General features: G+C 54.9%; 14 protein-coding genes. 8 read left to right on the top strand and 6 right to left on the bottom strand.

Annotated features, from left to right (window positions below; translation table 11 throughout):
- Positions 1 to 13: 13 nt before the first annotated feature.
- The 3 genes from ABH945_RS18375 to ABH945_RS18365 all read left to right on the top strand — a co-directional run bounded on the left by ABH945_RS18375 (position 14) and on the right by ABH945_RS18365 (position 2,783).
- Entirely contained in the window at positions 14 to 1,288 is a 1,275-nt protein-coding gene (locus ABH945_RS18375) for a sensor histidine kinase (RefSeq protein WP_429251446.1), read from the top strand.
- Between the two features lie 251 nt (positions 1,289 to 1,539).
- Positions 1,540 to 1,920 carry a response regulator gene (locus tag ABH945_RS18370; RefSeq protein WP_429251445.1) on the top strand — a complete coding sequence of 127 codons (381 nt, stop codon included), beginning with the start codon at positions 1,540 to 1,542 and terminating at the stop codon, positions 1,918 to 1,920.
- 134 nt (positions 1,921 to 2,054) lie between these two features.
- Positions 2,055 to 2,783, top strand: a complete 729-nt coding sequence (locus tag ABH945_RS18365; protein WP_429251444.1) for a haloacid dehalogenase type II — start codon at positions 2,055 to 2,057, stop codon at positions 2,781 to 2,783.
- 369 nt (positions 2,784 to 3,152) lie between these two features.
- Here ABH945_RS18365 and ABH945_RS18360 read toward each other — a convergent pair whose 3' ends face one another.
- Positions 3,153 to 3,773 (bottom strand): rhomboid family intramembrane serine protease, encoded by a 621-nt coding sequence (locus tag ABH945_RS18360; protein WP_429251443.1) that lies wholly within the window; start codon positions 3,771 to 3,773, stop codon positions 3,153 to 3,155.
- A gap of 1,630 nt (positions 3,774 to 5,403) precedes the next feature.
- On the opposite strand from ABH945_RS18360, the gene ABH945_RS18355 reads away from it, so the two are divergent.
- From ABH945_RS18355 to ABH945_RS18335, 5 genes are all read left to right on the top strand, one after another.
- Positions 5,404 to 6,507 (top strand): metallohydrolase, encoded by a 1,104-nt coding sequence (locus tag ABH945_RS18355; protein ID WP_429251442.1) that lies wholly within the window; start codon positions 5,404 to 5,406, stop codon positions 6,505 to 6,507.
- A 12-nt stretch (positions 6,508 to 6,519) separates the two neighbouring features.
- Positions 6,520 to 8,745: a ThiF family adenylyltransferase gene (locus ABH945_RS18350; RefSeq protein ID WP_429251441.1), complete on the top strand. Its 2,226-nt coding sequence runs from the start codon at positions 6,520 to 6,522 to the stop codon at positions 8,743 to 8,745.
- Between the two features lie 26 nt (positions 8,746 to 8,771).
- Positions 8,772 to 9,845, top strand: coding sequence for a DUF6765 family protein (locus ABH945_RS18345; protein ID WP_429251440.1), 1,074 nt, complete (start codon positions 8,772 to 8,774; stop codon positions 9,843 to 9,845).
- A 54-nt stretch (positions 9,846 to 9,899) separates the two neighbouring features.
- Positions 9,900 to 10,565, top strand: a complete 666-nt coding sequence (locus ABH945_RS18340; RefSeq protein WP_429251439.1) for a hypothetical protein — start codon at positions 9,900 to 9,902, stop codon at positions 10,563 to 10,565.
- 81 nt (positions 10,566 to 10,646) lie between these two features.
- Entirely contained in the window at positions 10,647 to 11,675 is a 1,029-nt protein-coding gene (locus ABH945_RS18335) for a hypothetical protein (RefSeq protein ID WP_429251438.1), read from the top strand.
- Positions 11,676 to 11,684: 9 nt separating this feature from the next.
- Here the strand turns inward: ABH945_RS18335 and ABH945_RS18330 are convergent, their stop codons facing one another.
- From ABH945_RS18330 to ABH945_RS18310, 5 genes are all read right to left on the bottom strand, one after another.
- Complete coding sequence (locus ABH945_RS18330; RefSeq protein ID WP_429251437.1) at positions 11,685 to 12,041, bottom strand: helix-turn-helix domain-containing protein; 357 nt, start codon at positions 12,039 to 12,041, stop codon at positions 11,685 to 11,687.
- Positions 12,042 to 12,196: 155 nt separating this feature from the next.
- Complete coding sequence (locus ABH945_RS18325) at positions 12,197 to 12,331, bottom strand: BPSL0761 family protein (protein WP_429251436.1); 135 nt, start codon at positions 12,329 to 12,331, stop codon at positions 12,197 to 12,199.
- A gap of 247 nt (positions 12,332 to 12,578) precedes the next feature.
- Positions 12,579 to 13,523 (bottom strand): HAD domain-containing protein, encoded by a 945-nt coding sequence (locus ABH945_RS18320; RefSeq protein WP_429251435.1) that lies wholly within the window; start codon positions 13,521 to 13,523, stop codon positions 12,579 to 12,581.
- 438 nt (positions 13,524 to 13,961) lie between these two features.
- On the bottom strand, positions 13,962 to 14,174 hold the full coding sequence (locus ABH945_RS18315; protein WP_429251434.1) for a BPSL0761 family protein: 213 nt from the start codon (positions 14,172 to 14,174) through the stop codon (positions 13,962 to 13,964).
- A 455-nt stretch (positions 14,175 to 14,629) separates the two neighbouring features.
- Positions 14,630 to 15,148, bottom strand: a complete 519-nt coding sequence (locus tag ABH945_RS18310) for a DUF6471 domain-containing protein (protein WP_429251433.1) — start codon at positions 15,146 to 15,148, stop codon at positions 14,630 to 14,632.
- Between the last annotated feature and the right edge of the window lie 974 nt (positions 15,149 to 16,122).

Genomic DNA, 16,122 nt, shown 5'->3' with positions numbered 1-16,122 from the left:
GCAGGACTGCGGTATGGCCATTGCTTCCTTCAGGGGAGGACGCGCCGCTCCAAGACGGTTTCGCTTTTTGCGAAATTTTTCGTATATGGAACATATAGGTCTATCCGTGGATTCATCCGAAGCGCTGGCACGTGACATCGGCGCGATAGCGCGCATCGGCGGCGTTCCGTCGATGCTACAAATGATTTGTGACGAGACCGGTATGGGTTTCGCCGCAGTGGCGCGGGTGACGGATGCGACGTGGACCGCGTGTGCTGTCCAGGACAACATTGGGTTCGGCCTGAAGACCGGTGGACACCTTGACCTTCATACGACGCTCTGCTTCGAATCGCGGGTTGCACGTGCCCCAATTATCGTAGACCGGTTCAGCGACGATGTTTCATATAAAGGACATCACACGCCCGCCATTTACCGGCTCGAAAGCTATATCTCGGTGCCAATCATTACGCCAAGCGGCGAATATTTCGGCAATCTTTGCGCAATCGACCCTCGGCCAGCAAAGGTATCCGAACCACGCGTGGTACGCATGTTTGAAGTCTTCGCCAATCTGATTGCGATGCAGCTGGACAGCGAACAGCGTCAGTGGACAACCGAGGCGGCGTTGAAGGACGAGCGGGCGACCGCGAATCTTAGAGAGCAGTTTATCGCGGTACTTGGCCATGACCTGCGTAATCCATTGTCTGCTGTCAATGCGACTGCCGAAATGTTGGTGCGAGGCCTTCCGGACGCCGATTTGGTCGGAGCTGGCCATCGCCTGAAACGTACGGTTCAACGCATGACCCGGCTTATCGACGATGTAATGGATTTCGCGCGAGGCAGACTTGGCTCTGGAATGACAGCATCAATCCAGCTAGTCGATGACCCGACGGAGTCGCTGCGTAGCGTGGTCGACGAACTGCGTGACGCAAACCCTTCACGAAAGATAGACGTCAACTTCAAGATTGACCGACCGGTCAATTGCGACGTCAACCGGATACAGCAACTTCTATCCAATCTTTTAGGGAACGCACTCACATACGGTGCGGTAGACCTGCCCGCATCCGTAAGCGTGAGCGTTGATGCCAATTCCATGACGCTGTCCGTCACGAATGGCGGTGACCCGATTCCCCCGCATATGCTGGCGAAGGTCTTTGAGCCTTACTGGCGGCCACCGTCTAGCACCCCAGGCGGCGGTCTTGGCCTTGGACTGTATATCTGTAAGCAAATTGTCGAAGCTCACCAGGGAACGCTCGAAGTGTGCTCGAACATTACGGACGGCACGTGCTTCACTGCGAAAATCCTGGCTTAATGGTGTCGATGGCAACGCGGTAAGAGACGCAAAACTTCGAGGTTTCAACCTCAACGCCTCGAGAACTGAGTGCCGTCGGCTCGGCACTCTAATTTTCCGCAAGTAGCTATCAGCGAAAGCGAGCGTGGGCTCCGGAAAATCGGCTATAGAATTACGTCGCCTAAAATGGCGAAGACCCTTGAAAACTAAATTGGAAGCAATCAAGCATGGCGCAATACCCCGCAGCCTGCCGTCGGTGGAGCACGAGAACTGTGGAGCTTCTGAACAAGCGTCCTCGTGTGCTGGTCATTGACGACTATGGTGATTCAGCGGACGCTCTGGCCGCCTTACTGACGTACGAGGGAATGGAGGCGCGCGTAGCCAAGGGCTGTGATGAAGCACTAGCTTGTGTTCACGTCTGGGTACCGGACCTGGTCATTGTCGACATCAAGCTGGTTGGCCGGGACGGATTCGCAACTGCGAAAGCCCTGAGAGATTATTTGCCAACCGAAAATCTCGGAATCGTGGCCTACACGTCTTTTGACGAAAGCAACGTTTTGAAAATGAGCGACAATCCGCAAGTCCTCGATGGGTATTGCAGGAAAGGAAATCCGGGTGCGCTCCTTGACCTCATCGCCGAAATTTGGAAATGACAGATGTCATTCCGTCGCATTAGTTGTTCCAAGGCGTGCTGCATCCTCAAAACGGTTGTCGACTGGCACAGGGCTGAAAGCATCCCGACCGCATTCAAGCAAAACTGTTCAACGCGTCAACCATGAGGCCGTGAATGAACAACGAATCCCGTATCAAAGCCCTGTTGTTTGATGTCTTTGGCACCGTCGTTGATTGGCGAAGCGGGGTCGCGCGCGATGTCGCCTCGTTCCTTAGCCGCCACGCGGTTTCGGTCGATACCTTTGAGTTCGCGGATGCATGGCGACGTCAGTATTCGCCTGCAATGGAAGAAGTTCGGAGTGGTCGACGTCCCTTTGTGAGGCTCGACTTGTTGCACATGGAAAACCTCGTGAAGGTGCTAGCGGAGTTTGGCGTGAACGCGGACTCCGTTCCCGTGCAGGAATTGGCCGAGTTGAATCTGGCTTGGCATCGTCTTGACCCATGGCCTGATTCTGTCGAGGGTCTGTTGCGGATGAAGCGTCGATTCATCATCGCGCCGTTGTCAAACGGAAACATACGTCTGATGGTCGACATGGCGAAAAGAGCAGCGCTTCCGTGGGACGCAATCCTCGGCGCTGAGGTCGTGCGAGCGTACAAGCCGACGCCGCGAGTGTACTTGGACACAGTCGAGATTCTCGGCTTGGAGCCCTCCGACGTTTGCATGGTCGCGGCGCACAACGGCGACCTCGCTGCTGCACGGCAATGCGGATTAAATACGGCCTTCGTTGTCCGCCCGCATGAACACGGGCAAGGTCAACAGACCGATTTGAAAGCCGAGCAGGACTGGGACTACGTGGTTGGAAGTCTGACAGAGCTTGCTACGCAGTTAGGTTGTCCCACTTGACATGCACTGTGCCGTACTAAAGCACTTGCCTGCGACGATTTCCCACCGCTGATGGGTAAGTCCAGCAATAGTCCTCGCGAGCGTCAGATGCACGCGGCTGCAGCAGCCGATTCAGGATATTCGCAAATGCAACCACACTTTTACAAAGGGTATGAAGTCTGGGGGCATGCTATCCCGAACGACGAGCGGTTCGATGCCAGCGGCACAATAACGTCTGGCAGAAAACTAATCGAAGGCTCGGGCATACTCGCTACCTGCGAAACCGAGGAAGAGGCACGGGCCTTCGGAATTTCGTGGGCGACCGCGTGGGTGGATACTCACGGCTAATCTGTCCGCGTGCTCCACGTTGCACGCATGGATATGTTGCTGCTAGCGTCGGTTGGCGCGCGGCACCCGACCCGCACGGGCTGCCAGAATCCCACCAATCGCGCCACCGACATGACTTTGCCACGAGATGCCCGGCGTCAGTGGCAATGCGCCGATAAACATCGTCATTCCATACGCTGCGACCACAACGAGCGCGACCGCTACCGAACGCATGTCGCGGATATACAGGCCGCGACCTACAAGGTACGCGGCATAGCCGAAGACCAGTCCGCTTGCGCCGATGTGAATCGTGTAAGGCGCTCCCAGTAGCCACGCACATAACCCTGCTCCAAGCATCGAGCCTATCGTGGCATCCCAGAAGTTTGAGACCTTTGGCCAGGTGCAGAGCCAGCCCAGCACAAGTAATCCTGAGGTGTTCGCCAGGATATGGCGAAAGTTCGCGTGTAACCAGGGGGCGAACAGGATTCCCTGCAATCCGCTGATGGTGCGCGGCTCGACGCCATGTGTGTCTAGATGTAGCCAAGGAAACAATACAGACAGGAAAAAGACTATCCACATTGAACCGACGAAACTTGCAAGCAGGGAAACGCGTGCTTTTAAGTTGACACCAAGTTCCTGAATTTTGCTTTTCATCGCACCGTTGGATAAACGTTTGAAAGGCATGCCGGCCAGCTAGTCTGCCCGAAAAACTGCTGCTCGGGTCGACCACCGTGACTCTGTCAAGCGGCGACGCGAGCACTCGAGACGGAGCCATCAGAAAGGCAACGGAACCCCAGCGAATAGTGGCGCTAAAAATTCACTCTTTGGTCTAAGGGCGATTTCTGTCGAACGAATTTGAATCGAAAGATAGTTGCTGAGAGCCATGGCGCGCGCGAAGTCAGAATGCTATAAATCGCTTGTCACGCGTCGCCGAGCATGAGCCGTCCGACGTCTAGGGGCGCCCCTTCCGATTGAAGGGCTTCGGCGAGTGACCGCTAGCGCGGACGAGGAGTGACCGGTAGCGCGCTAGGGAAATCCGTACTACGGGGAGGGGTCCTGAGAAAACGGACGCGCTGGCGAAGCTAGAGGCGCGGGACCCGAGATAGTCTGGCGGAGCTGGTGTAACGGCGGAAGGGACCTTCGACGATTGCGTCTAGGGGACCCGATGCTTACCTATAGATTTCAAACCAACCCTCAAAAAAGATTTCTTTATTGAGGATGGGGTTGCTATTCGCACGTTGCCTTTCGCAGGCTATTCCTTATTGAGTCGCGCCGACTGGTGGGTGGTGGAATAGCCGAAGTAACTGGCATGCGAGCATCATTGACCGCTGTGCGGCTGCTTACCAGGGGGGCGCTATGGGGCGAGGCAGGGCGTTGGCATCGGTGGACCGGGGGGGGCGCGAGCGCTGTCGATGCGATTTCGAGTTCGCCCGCAAAGGGCTCCTTCCCTGGTAAGCCGGCTTTTATCGTCGAACGCTGAGCAGGAATGGGGCTAGGTAGGGCAGAGTCTGAGGACCTTGCTCGCAGCTAGGTTGTCCCACCTCAGCACGAGCTAGGCCCCTCTGGAGCTCCGATTAAACTCACCAATTGCAGTGGTCAAGCTGCCCCGCGGCCGAGTCCATCTTCCACTATTCGCCGCCCTACACTGAAGCCTCGCATAAACGAAACCTCTTTGTGGAGCGGCGTGGCGTCGTCCACATCTAGCCGTTTAAAGGCGACGCAGACCATTCGGGTTGTCCCGCTCATTTCAGAATACAACCCTCTGTATTCCACTTCGGCGATTGGAAATTTCGCATCTGAAATTTTCGGAAATGGTTCTGAGTGAAATTTATGCTTGACCCGACCGAAGCTCATCAACGACACCTCATTCAGCAACGCAAGACTTTTTCCATTCCGCCACAAACGGCGTGCCCCCGAAGAACGGCCCAATTCCGTCGATACGAGCCGTACGACACTCAACTATAAACAGGGCCAGAAAAATCAATTTTCCTCTGTGCGTCATGGAGACAAAGCCGCCTACGCAAACGTTCAACCATTACGGCCCTAAAATCGGTCGAAATGACCCGCCTCATGCATTTACCCAAACGGCATATTAAAACGCTTGAAAATCAAGACTATTAGCGGCTTGCATACAAAATATAGTGTCTGCAAAGAAAAATACACAACATATTGTGATGTTTTGTAATATTATTCGGTTGTTAGTACGGTAAAAGTTGCCGCGCAAATTTGACGCGGCGTACATCCTTCTACGTTCAAAGGACGGTCGGCTATGGCGACGCCGGAGATAACCTTTTTCCCCGTTGGAAATGGGGACATGACGCTCATCAGATTGTCGAGCGGTCGTACGATTCTTATCGACATCAACATTCGGCAGCCAAGCGACGACGTCCGTGACGTGCTCAAGGATTTGCGCGAGCGTCTCAAGGAGGACGAGGAGGGGCGTCCATATGTCGATGTGATGGTGTTGAGCCATCCAGACCAAGACCATTGCCGCGGCCTGCGCGACCATTTCTGTCTTGGCCCGCTAATTGACTATCCAACGCAGGGTGAGGCGTCAAAGATAGTAATCCGCGAGATGTGGTCGTCGCCGTTGGTGTTCCGCCGGGCCTCGAAGCACCATACCTTGAGCGAGGATGCTCGCGCATGGAACAAAGAGGCGAAGCGCCGTGTTGCGCTTTTCCGCGAAGAAGGGGAGCTTGAGGATGGCGACCGCATACTCATTATGGGTGAGGACTCCGACGGAAAGACCGATGACATTCTGGACATTGTGGTGAAGACAGACGAGCGCATCACCGCGGTGGCCGGCAAGCATGAAGATAACTTCAGCGGTTTGCTGTTGGCTCCGATGGCTGCTGATGACGAGGAAGATGCCGAAGAGCTGTCAAAAAACGAATCGAGCATCATCATTAACTATTCGGTCGGAACGGGCGCTGTTCCTGACGCCGTGAAATTTCTCTCTGGCGGCGACGCAGAAGTCTACATTTGGGAAAAGCAATGGAACCGTCACAAAGACGATATATCGGCTCTCGAATATGACCTGCTTTCAACGCCACATCATTGTTCATGGCACACGCTTTCGTGGCATAGCTGGAGCAAAATGAAAGAAGACGCTGAGGTCTCAGAGGGCGCGCGAAAAGCGCTGTCTCGGACACGTGATGGCGCTCATATTGTGGCCAGCAGTTGTCCGATTAATGACGATGACAATGACCCGCCGTGTATCCGTGCGAAGCGCGAGTATGAAGCCATCGCAAAAGAGGCAAACGGAAAGTTTCTCAATACGTCGGTTCATCCGAATGAGAAAAATCCTGAACCAATGGTTTTCGAAGTGACCTCTGGCGGTGTGAAGGCGAAGTGGAAGGCAGCAGCAGCGCCGGCAGCTGCCGCTGCATTCGGTTCGCAACCGCTGTCGCATGGCTAAGGCTGACCTGCCGTGAATGCCAAATTGCTGAGTGCAATTCGTTGCATCGAGGCACACCCCGCCGTTGCATCTGTTGCCGTTGAGGAAACTCAAAACGGTGGGGCGAATGTTCTCGCCATGTTTCGCGTAGACCTGCCGTCGCGATGGGCGGCGGCAGGAGCCAGCCAGAATGGTGTTCGGGTGACGGAAGAAGTTCTCGTCGAGTTTTTTCCTGAATTTCCCACCAGCGCACCACGTTTTACTTTGCGTGAGGATTTCCCAGACACGCTCCCGCACATCTACTATCACAAGAAAGGCGAGCGAGTTCCACCATGCATAACGTTTGGCGACAAACGCGACATCATGCATTCGGACGGGATGTTTCGCCTGGTGGACCAGATGTCGGATTGGCTGAATAAGGCTGCGCTGGACGAGTTAGCCGCTGACGACAAAGGCTGGGAACCTAGCAGGCGTGAAGTCGGATTCAATTTTTTAGAGTTGGACCCGCATGGGCTTTTCCCGAAGCCTCCGTTTGGAGGCTGGCGTATGTTTTCGTGTAAGGCTTTGTGGAGTCAGGACGGAAAACTGTCCATGGCGCGCGACCCTCAGACCGAGGCGCCGCTGCTCAAGGCGACGTTCCTTGAGGACCTGCTACATACACTGGAGTCTCATGAAACCCTCACCTCAGGACGCGTGCCTCTAGTTTTTTTCTGGCCACAGGTCGGTGCTGATAACCAACCCGAGATTCACGCGCAATATAAAGCAGACACTGTCGCAACGTTCGCGGAGTTGGCGGAACAGGCAAGTGAATGGAAATGTCGCGTCGCGTTCGATGATTTCGTCAGCAACTTCAATCGTGTACTCGACCGGTCGCGCGCAAAAGCCGAAACCATGCTCTATCTGGCGTTTCCAGTGCGCCGCCCGAAGCAAATCATCGGCATGCAGAGTGACTTCGAGATGATTGCGTACCGAATGCCGCTTTCGCTGCCCGCGAAGCTTTCTGCCGCTGACGGGACATCTGTGTCCCCGGTCGCTTTCATTTCTCCTATATCGGGAAAACTTTTGAAGCGAACATCCGCACTGAGAGAGGCAGATAGCGACCTACAGATGACTTTCGTTGGATGCGGGAGTCTAGGCTCTAAGGTCGCAATGCATGTTGCGCGGGCAGGGGGGCGTGCAGTTCTTCTGATAGACGAAAAGCGGCTCGTCGCGCACAACGTTGCACGTCATGCCCTTCTGCCGGAGGATGTGGCCAGGTTGCAAAGCAAGGCAGAACGACTTGCAAACATAATGGGGAGCTTCGGGGCGAAGCGCCCAAAAGTTTTCATCGACGACATCCGAACTCTCGACTTCACCGCGGCGAGATGTCGAGAGTTTTTTCGCGGACATCAGAGCGTAGTTATTAACACGACCGGGTCGTCCGCTGTTCGCGAATTCCTTTCCGCAGCGCCGTTTAGTGCGCGTATCCTCGAAGGAGCGCTCGTGCATCAAGGCACGGCAGCTTTTTTGACGATTGAGGGCCCGGACAGGAATCCATCAACCACGGACCTTGTTTACCACGCGTATGAAGGCCTGCGTCGTGCTGGCGTACTTCGGATTGCTGCCGGCTCGGAAACAAGTATTCTGGAAGTAGGCGTTGGGTGCCACTCGGTGACTATCCCCATGTCGGACGCGCGCCTATCGCTTGTCGCTGCTGGAGTTGGTCAGCGGCTGCTCGAGTATGGCCAAAATGGGCTGCCGAAGAGCGGCGTGGTTGCTACCTCAACGGTTGGCTCGGATGGCATGTCCATCGCGTGGTCAATCGATAACGTCAGCGCGACCCATCTGGCGCGTGTCCACGACGATGCTGGGTGGACTGTGCACGTACTGGGCGCTGCTCACGAGAAGATTGTCAGCGAAGTTGCTCAGCACCCCGGGGTCGAAACCGGTGGGCTCATAGTTGGCAGCGTTTCTTCGTTGACGCGTAAGATTTTTATTACTGACGTCCTCCCTGCTGCGCCGGACAGCGTTCGTGAGCCGGCTCGATTCGTTTTGGGAACGCAAGGCACGGTGGAAAAAATTCGCGAATACGAAGTCTTGGGTGGACGAACGCTTTGGTGCCTTGGCACTTGGCACAGCCATCTTGCTGTGAGCGGGCCGTCCCAAATGGACCGGGACACAGCGAAATCGCTGAAGGGATTGATTCGGCGTGCAGCGCTTCTACTCATTCGGCACCCAGCAGGGTATGTAGCTCTAGTCGAAGAAGGATTTTCTGTTTAAAAAATCGAAATAAGGGGAGACCAACTGTGAACATCGATTTTCATTACGGGATTGTGTACGTTGTATCCAGGCTCGGGGGACTGCCACCCGACGAAGCAACGACGGTTGCTCACGCGTGCCAGTACGTCGACGATGCAACAACATCGGGGTTGCTTCATTTTTCGGGTGGCGAGCGATTTGAGCGTTTCGCGACTGCACACAAGTTGTTCGACTATGAGAATGTGTATAACGAGAAGAATCGGCTGGTTTGGACGCCGTTTCATTTTCTGCCCTCCGGTGAAGGGCAGACCCTCGAAGAGCGCGCTATCTGCCGAAAAGATAGTCCAGTAGCACGAGAAATCGTGCGGCGCGCCCTTTGCCACAAGGGAAGCGACAACGCCCTTCATCGGCTGGGTGTAACACTTCACACCTACGTGGATACATGGGCGCACCAAGGATTTTCGGGTATCGAGTCGGATTTCAACCGCGTTTCTCACCTTGAAGCAGATGACTGCACGCCCGAGCAGTGGCTCGATGCGATAGCTCGCTTCACGAAGAATCTGGTGGGCAACGTCGAGTCGGAAGTGCTTTCACGTGCTTTTCCTCTCGGTCATGGAGCAGCGTTGCACTATCCTGACCAGCCGTGGGCGAAATGGAGCTACATCGATGGCAAGGGAAATTCCGTTCGAAGAGACAACCTCCCAGATTTCGTCGCCGCTGCGGACATGGCTTGCCGTGCTGTCCAAGCATATGTTGCCGGGTCCGAAAATTTCGTAGACCAATCCGGCCTGAGCTTAGATGAAAAGAACGCGCTGACCCAATTGCTGTCGACCAACACAAATACCGACGAGAAGGTTCGACTGGAGGTAATTCGCGATTCGTTGGTCGCAGGCGCCATCTCGGGGCTGAAAGAACCGCTTCCGCTGTACGTAGGGAAGGGCGTTGCTTCCTGGAAGCATACCGCGACAGGCATTGCGGACGAGGGCGATGGTCATACGCCGCCGGTTTGGAGCGAATCGTTCGAAAGTAGCGACTATCGCAAATTTCACGATGCCGTGAAAGAGCACCGATTCACGGTTGTGCAGGAGGTTCTTCCGGAAAGGGGGCTTCGCCTGGTTTGAACTGCCGAGACCGCGCAATGCTTTTCCCATTTAGCAAGGAAAAAGGACGTCCGCATGAATGACATGACATCGACAGCCGCAGAAGTGCGGTTGGAAGAAGATGCCAAGAGCGCTCAGACGCCCGACACTCGCGATGTGAGTCGCGCAAAGCCGGGCTGGATAGTCATCACGCTTCTGTCGCTGTATCTGTTGCTCTATCTTGCAGGCGCTGCGGCGGCAATTCTCTCCATGTGCTTAGGCGACCTGGAAGGGCGCTGGGCAGCGCTGCGGGTCGGATTGATGTGTGCAGCCGTTGGCGCCGTTGGTGGCTGTCTTTATTGTCTTCGCGCGGTCTACCTGAATCGGTGTGTTCGAAAAACTTGGACGAACGAATGGGCTGCGTGGTATCTCATTCGGCCCATCGTTTCGACATGCTGTGGCGGCATTAGCTTTCTGTTTCTGAAGGCCGGACTGCTGGTTCTGGAGTCGGGCACAAAATCAGATGCCAGCGAAATAGGGTTCTACGCGTTGGCGCTAGTTGCTGGCCTCAACGTGGACAAGTTCGTCGCGAAGATTGAAGACGTAGCGCAGGCGGTTTGGGGTATCGACCAATCGAGAACTCGAAAGGATGCTTCGCCTACGGAAAAACCAGCAAAGAGACAGGCGGGGGCGCCGGAAGCCGATGCCGCTGGCCCGTCTGAATCCTCTGCCGTAACGGGCGGCAGCCCGAGCGCGGAATGATGGAGCTGCTTTTTGTTGCCTTGCAAAGCATAAATCGCTCTCGCAATGCAATCCAAAGCAACGGGAAATCGGACAATCTACATGAGCACAATTGACGCTTCTCACCTTTCGGTGATTCCATACCTCGACATGTCGAGCGTAGACGGCCGATTTATCAGTTCGGCTACGTTCTTCGCCGAGGGTCAATGGAGAATGTGGGTTCCTGCGGAGGATAGGTTCCTTGAGCTGAAAATTGTTGAGCCAGTAGAGATGTTTTACTGGAGTAAGGCGCCGCAGTCGAATCATGACGTGTACATCCAACTGCTAGATTTCGTTGCACAGCAAGCTGCTCTGCCGGGGCTGGAACACGCCGTAACAGGGATGATGGATGATGTTCTTAACATGACTATCCTTCCCGCTAAAATCGACGTATTGCATGCGTCACGCAATTCCGTTGGTAGCGGCATCAGGAGGATGGTGACGACCGAGGTAGAGTATCTTTTCTCTCTGTGTCGAAGCTTGTTTGACCTCCTTCAAGAAATAATTGCTGGCGTATGGAAAACGGTTATGTTGCACGACAAGACTGTCGTGAAGAGACCGCTCAAGGGTAGCTTCCGTGAAATGGTAGTGTTTGAAGGGAAGCCTGTGACGTCTCAGTTGTTGGAATCGCGATTCGGTCTGCCTACGTTGATTGCACAAACGTATGTCGGAGCATCGCGATTTTTTCTTGACCTAAAGACGATGCGGGATAACCTGGTTCATCACGGGTCCCAAGTTCAGACAATCTTCGACGGAGAAGACGGATTTTTGATTGCCGGGCATTTACGGCCGTTCGCATCGATAGCTATTTGGCAGGAAGAAGAAAAGCAGCCCAACAACCTCGTGCCTTTACTTCCTGCGCTGACAACAATGATTTATGGGACGCTTGCCGTGTGCGGAGCCTTCAGTCATGCAATGGAACAGACAATCGGTTGTCCACCACCGCTTGTTCCCGGCATGAAGCTTTTTCTTCGGTGTCCACTTTCCGAACGCTTTTTGGCAGCAATGCAAGACTGCGCAGATAGGGGCGTCTTTAACGAACAGCAAAGCGCAGACGAAAAGCCTTCAGAAGAGAACCGCTCTGCGAAGTGAATTGGCTCGTCACGATTTTTTGCGTCTGGGGTTGCTGGCACGCTGGCGAGGTACGGCTTTGCGGGTCAGCATGACCGGGTTAATGCTCGGCACCGGAGCAATCGTGTTGAACCATGATTCGCGCCCTAGTACACGAAGGACGAGGATGAGGGTGTGCAGTGACGAGCCATCGCCATTCTCGAGGTTTCGTAATGACCTGACGCTGATGCCCGCGCGCGCTGCTACCGTGACTTGGTCGAGATTCTTGTTGATACGCAACGCCCTTAGGCTGTGTCCGATGTCAGCCGCTATCTCGTCGGGCGTTTGTATTCGAATCCGGAATTCCGCTGGTTTCAAAATTCTGCCCTTTCTATTTTGGAGGCTCACCTGCATCGCTCGGCAAGAAGTTGCCTGTTAAAGCCGAAAGTGCACACAATCGGAAAATATCTGCCGGTTGCTCCGAGGAGCCTCGGAGGCCTGCTCATTTCCTCATCGGGTCCACATATCCGGTAATGCATTCGCTGTCAGATGTATGTGCGCGTTCAGCGGTGCTCGAGCAAGCGAAGCGCCTCTTCGCGGACCGCGTGATGCGCTATTTCGTCAGGCGCGACAACCAGCGCTTCGAGAAGGTCCCGCGTCTGAAATAGGGCTACGGTCCGTTCGTACGGTCTGGTCATCTAGTATTTCTCGAAAGAGGGAAAATTACTGCGTTGGTGCTGGGGAGGCAACGTTCCTTTACATGCTTGTGAGGTAAGCGAAAGGCAGGGCAATCGTGATAGCGATGCGAACAATCGTAAGCCACGTCAGACGAATGGCGTCTATATTTAGCGCGCCGGACGGGTCTTTTGGAAGGAGCTCATTCAGTCTTCTCGAGTTCACCAACTTCTTCACGTAACCGCACCGACGAATAGAAATCCTGCCGCTTCAGCTAGCGTCATGGCTTCCCCGTTTGCTATCTTTCGCTGACCAGAGTTGCTTCTCCTCGCTGCCAGGTTCGAGCTCGGCCTCGATGTGAACATCGGACAGCCATTGCGAGATACGCCTCAATGCGTCGTCATCGCTGATACCTTTGGAAGGATTGAGCAGGAGGAAATGGTCGACTAGCTCTCCCGGCACATGCTCGAATCGCTCGACACCGCGCACTGCATCGTCGATTGCGAGCCAATGCTTTAGGCGCTTTCCATACGCATAACTGCGGATGACGTCGGTGCGCTCTGTGCCATCCAGCACATAGCTACGTCGGGGCTTGATGCTGCTGGTCGTGCCTCCCACGCGCGGTCGGAGTTCGGGCGGCAGGTAAGCTATGACGCGCTCCGCTGGTAAGCGGCGAGCCCATGATGTCGTCAGTACAATCTTCACCCTTGGATACGGCGCGAGAAGTTCGAGGAGCAGCGGCGCGAACTCCAGCAACGGGCGGCCAGTGTCGAGAGTTATATCCCCGTCCTCGCCGAGGTACGCATTGCCGACGTGGAGCGTTCCATCGAAATCGACGAACAGCGTGGGCGTTGGGTTGTCCATGACTAGTGGAACAAGCTTCGGCTGTTCTCGCCGCGGAGAAAGCCGCTCCATGACGTCATGCCAGTTCACCGTATGGCCGACGGCCTGTAAGGCGCCTTCGACGTCGATTCTCGGCATTACCAGCATTGCAAGGCCAAAGCCTGTCATCACCTTGAACAGGCGCTCCGTCCCTACAGATTTTCCATTTTCGATGCGAGTAAGTACGCCTTGCGAGATACCTATCGAGTCGGCGGCGTCGAGTACGCTGAGTTCGCAGCTAACTCGCCTGTTTCGGACAAGTTGTCCGAGAGTCTGCAAGTCGACTGCAAGTGGATTTGCATTGGCGACCGACTGCGAAGAAGTGAGAGGCATGGCGTCGACGGTCTCAATGGCTAGCTTTCTGAAAAGCAAGTTTGATAAATGAGGACGTTTTCACCAGCCAAGCAGGACTCGTAGATGCTGCATGAGCCACGTCAACTCGTCTGGCGATACCCAGTCTTTGCGTGCAACTGACACCCGAACACGCTCGAGCGTCTGGTCCGTCGAGTGCTGCGGGTGTGACGCAGCGTCTTTTCTCGCAACTGGAACGAGCTGCTTTGAAAGGTCTTCGCAGATTAGCCATCGTTCGAATCGCTCTTCGTCATTTTGCCCAGCGACATAGGCGCCATCAATCAGCCTGACGCAAAGCTTCGGCTGCGCGGCCGGAACTACGGTCGGCATCGAGTCGCGTGGAAATCCTTCCGGCACGTCGCTGGTTTTCACGTCGTTGGCACGTTATCAGTCAGGAGCAGTTTTGATACGCGATAGTAGTCATCGCACATTGTTAGTTTTTGGCGGGGCCCAGAGTTCCGGCATCGCTGCGGCGGAGACCTCGAGGTCTACATCGAGCGGGTAGTGCCGAAGCAGACATACGGCGACTGACTGGACGAGACCGCGGATGGTCACCTCGTCGGCACGCGCGAGCGTTTGCAAAAACTTGCGCGTTTCGACGACCGATTGCGTGCGTTCGTATGCGTTGGTCAATTTTCGCCCCAAAAAGTAGCTGCGTACTCTCTGCCGGGAGGGGGCTCAACGAGCCATCTGCTGCAACGACGAATTGCGCTGGTTCGGCATGTGGTGACTTCGCAGGCATCATCGTGGTCTCTCGTCCGTAACGCTCGTTACACAGCCTTTGGCCGCCTTGACTGAGATGCCATCAGACTTGTCACTCATCTTCATCGCGCGAAGGGCTCGTTAAGAGACCCCGGAGACGTCGCCGATTTACAGGATTCGCCATTGCAGCAGCAAGCCTATGGTGGGGCAGCGACTGCTTCTAAAACGGGCATCGAAATCTCCGTTCCTGTCGTCACTTGACGTCCGCGTCCCCGGCGCGCTCTGCGCAGAAGTAGTACGAAAATACTCTCAAAATCAGCGATAAAAATCGCTCTTTATGAGTCTACAAAAGTTTTGTAAAAAGACAAGGCGAACTTGAGTTGTGGCTACTTGAGCTCGGCAAAGGGTGATGTTGAGGCAGCTGCGACGAGGTCCTCGTAGTCGACGTAACGCTCAAGGCTTGAGCTGCCGAGTGCAACGAGACATTGAAGAAGTTCAGGCAACGACAGCGTTCCTTCCGTGAGATGGGCGACTATCGTCTTCTCCGTCAGGTCAGCGCCAATACGGACCATTCGTTGTGCGAGTTCTTCAATGGTCACGATTGGATGTCGTGACAGTTCAGCGCCGACAATAGCTCCCGCGCGGTCCTCCCAACTGCCGGACATTGACATCGCATCGGCCCATAATATTGGCGCCTTTGCATTCGTCACGCTAAGGATTTGTAGCAGCAAACTTGCTTTGATTCGTCCGCGCGACACGCGTGACGCTAGCGACCGTTCGGTCTCATTGGTCCCAGCTAGTGTCAGGGAATTCGACAGTTGAGCATAGCTGACGTCGCGGCGCGCGAGGATGACGCGTATAACGCGGGAGGCGAGGGCTGCCCATTGCGTCTCAATTTCAATCACAAGATTCTCTTGCCCCCGGGGAAAGATTGACTAAGATTAAATGGCAGTAAAAATCGCTTTTTAGGAAATGTGACGCTTTCCAGGCATCGGCTTGGCGTCGCAAGAAGGATTCGAGAGCGTGTTTGAGTATTGTACCGGGCGACCAGGCGCAGGCATCCTCAAGCGTATCTTGAGTCTAAGAGATTGCGAAGGAGGGGCTTGGGGGGATTGTGGTACGGCAAGCGCAATGGCTTACACAGTTCACTACAGAGAATATGCGCGCACCGACCTGCCGCTCGCATGGTTGCGAATTGGGCACAAGTCGGATATCATGAAAGTATGTAAGTAAGAATTTACTGCAAAATAGTGAATTTGTCAAGTCGTTGTTGTGTGCCGACTTGAAAATTTTCGACCCTCACTGGGCCTCCCTGAGGCACACCCGAAAAGTATCGCCTATCGAACGCAGCGAATTCTTGGTCCCAAAATGAAAAAACGGAGGCAAGGGCTGCAACCCGAACCTCCGTCTTAATGGCGCACCTGACTGGGCACACCGACGTACTCACGCGCGTAGGGTCTCACATTAGGTGCGCAACGTCAACCCCTGCCCAGAAGGTTTTGAAGGCAGGGTGTTGACCGTCGCCCCGAAATTATGTGAGGTAACTATGTCAACGCCAATTCCACTTGCTGTGGACGGCCTTAGTCCGTCTATGGCTGTCTTTGTCCTCTGTCCTGCGAGCGCGCTCAAGAGTCGTGTGCCCAACACTGGCTTTGAAGGCACGCGTCGCATGCGTTCGTTCCGTTTTGGTCCGGGCCAGAACACGCGTGTTCGTACCTGTCACGGATGTGCCGACAAATGACCAGCACGACAAAGAGCACGAGCACGAGGCGTGAGCGCGCGCTTTCGCCTGTTACGCTGGAATCTGGCGAACTGACCGTCAGAAACGAACCTCCATTGCTACGAGCTTATCCAGGCAGCAGACGACTGGAGGTACTGT

Source organism: Paraburkholderia sp. GAS333 (assembly GCF_050435665.1).
GTDB lineage: Bacteria > Pseudomonadota > Gammaproteobacteria > Burkholderiales > Burkholderiaceae > Paraburkholderia > Paraburkholderia fungorum_A.
This window is presented reverse-complemented; position numbering and strand designations above follow the sequence as displayed.

Bases quoted from the DNA above. Each gene is read 5' to 3' on its own strand.
- ABH945_RS18325 (WP_429251436.1), bottom strand. From the start codon at position 12,331: ATGACCAGACCGTACGAACGGACCGTAGCCCTATTTCAGACGCGGGAC.
- ABH945_RS18375 (WP_429251446.1), top strand. From the start codon at position 14: ATGGCCATTGCTTCCTTCAGGGGAGGACGCGCCGCTCCAAGACGGTTT.
- ABH945_RS18335 (WP_429251438.1), top strand. From the start codon at position 10,647: ATGAGCACAATTGACGCTTCTCACCTTTCGGTGATTCCATACCTCGAC.
- ABH945_RS18355 (WP_429251442.1), top strand. From the start codon at position 5,404: ATGACGCTCATCAGATTGTCGAGCGGTCGTACGATTCTTATCGACATC.
- ABH945_RS18365 (WP_429251444.1), top strand. From the start codon at position 2,055: ATGAACAACGAATCCCGTATCAAAGCCCTGTTGTTTGATGTCTTTGGC.
- ABH945_RS18340 (WP_429251439.1), top strand. From the start codon at position 9,900: ATGAATGACATGACATCGACAGCCGCAGAAGTGCGGTTGGAAGAAGAT.
- ABH945_RS18320 (WP_429251435.1), bottom strand. From the start codon at position 13,523: ATGCCTCTCACTTCTTCGCAGTCGGTCGCCAATGCAAATCCACTTGCA.
- ABH945_RS18360 (WP_429251443.1), bottom strand. From the start codon at position 3,773: ATGCCTTTCAAACGTTTATCCAACGGTGCGATGAAAAGCAAAATTCAG.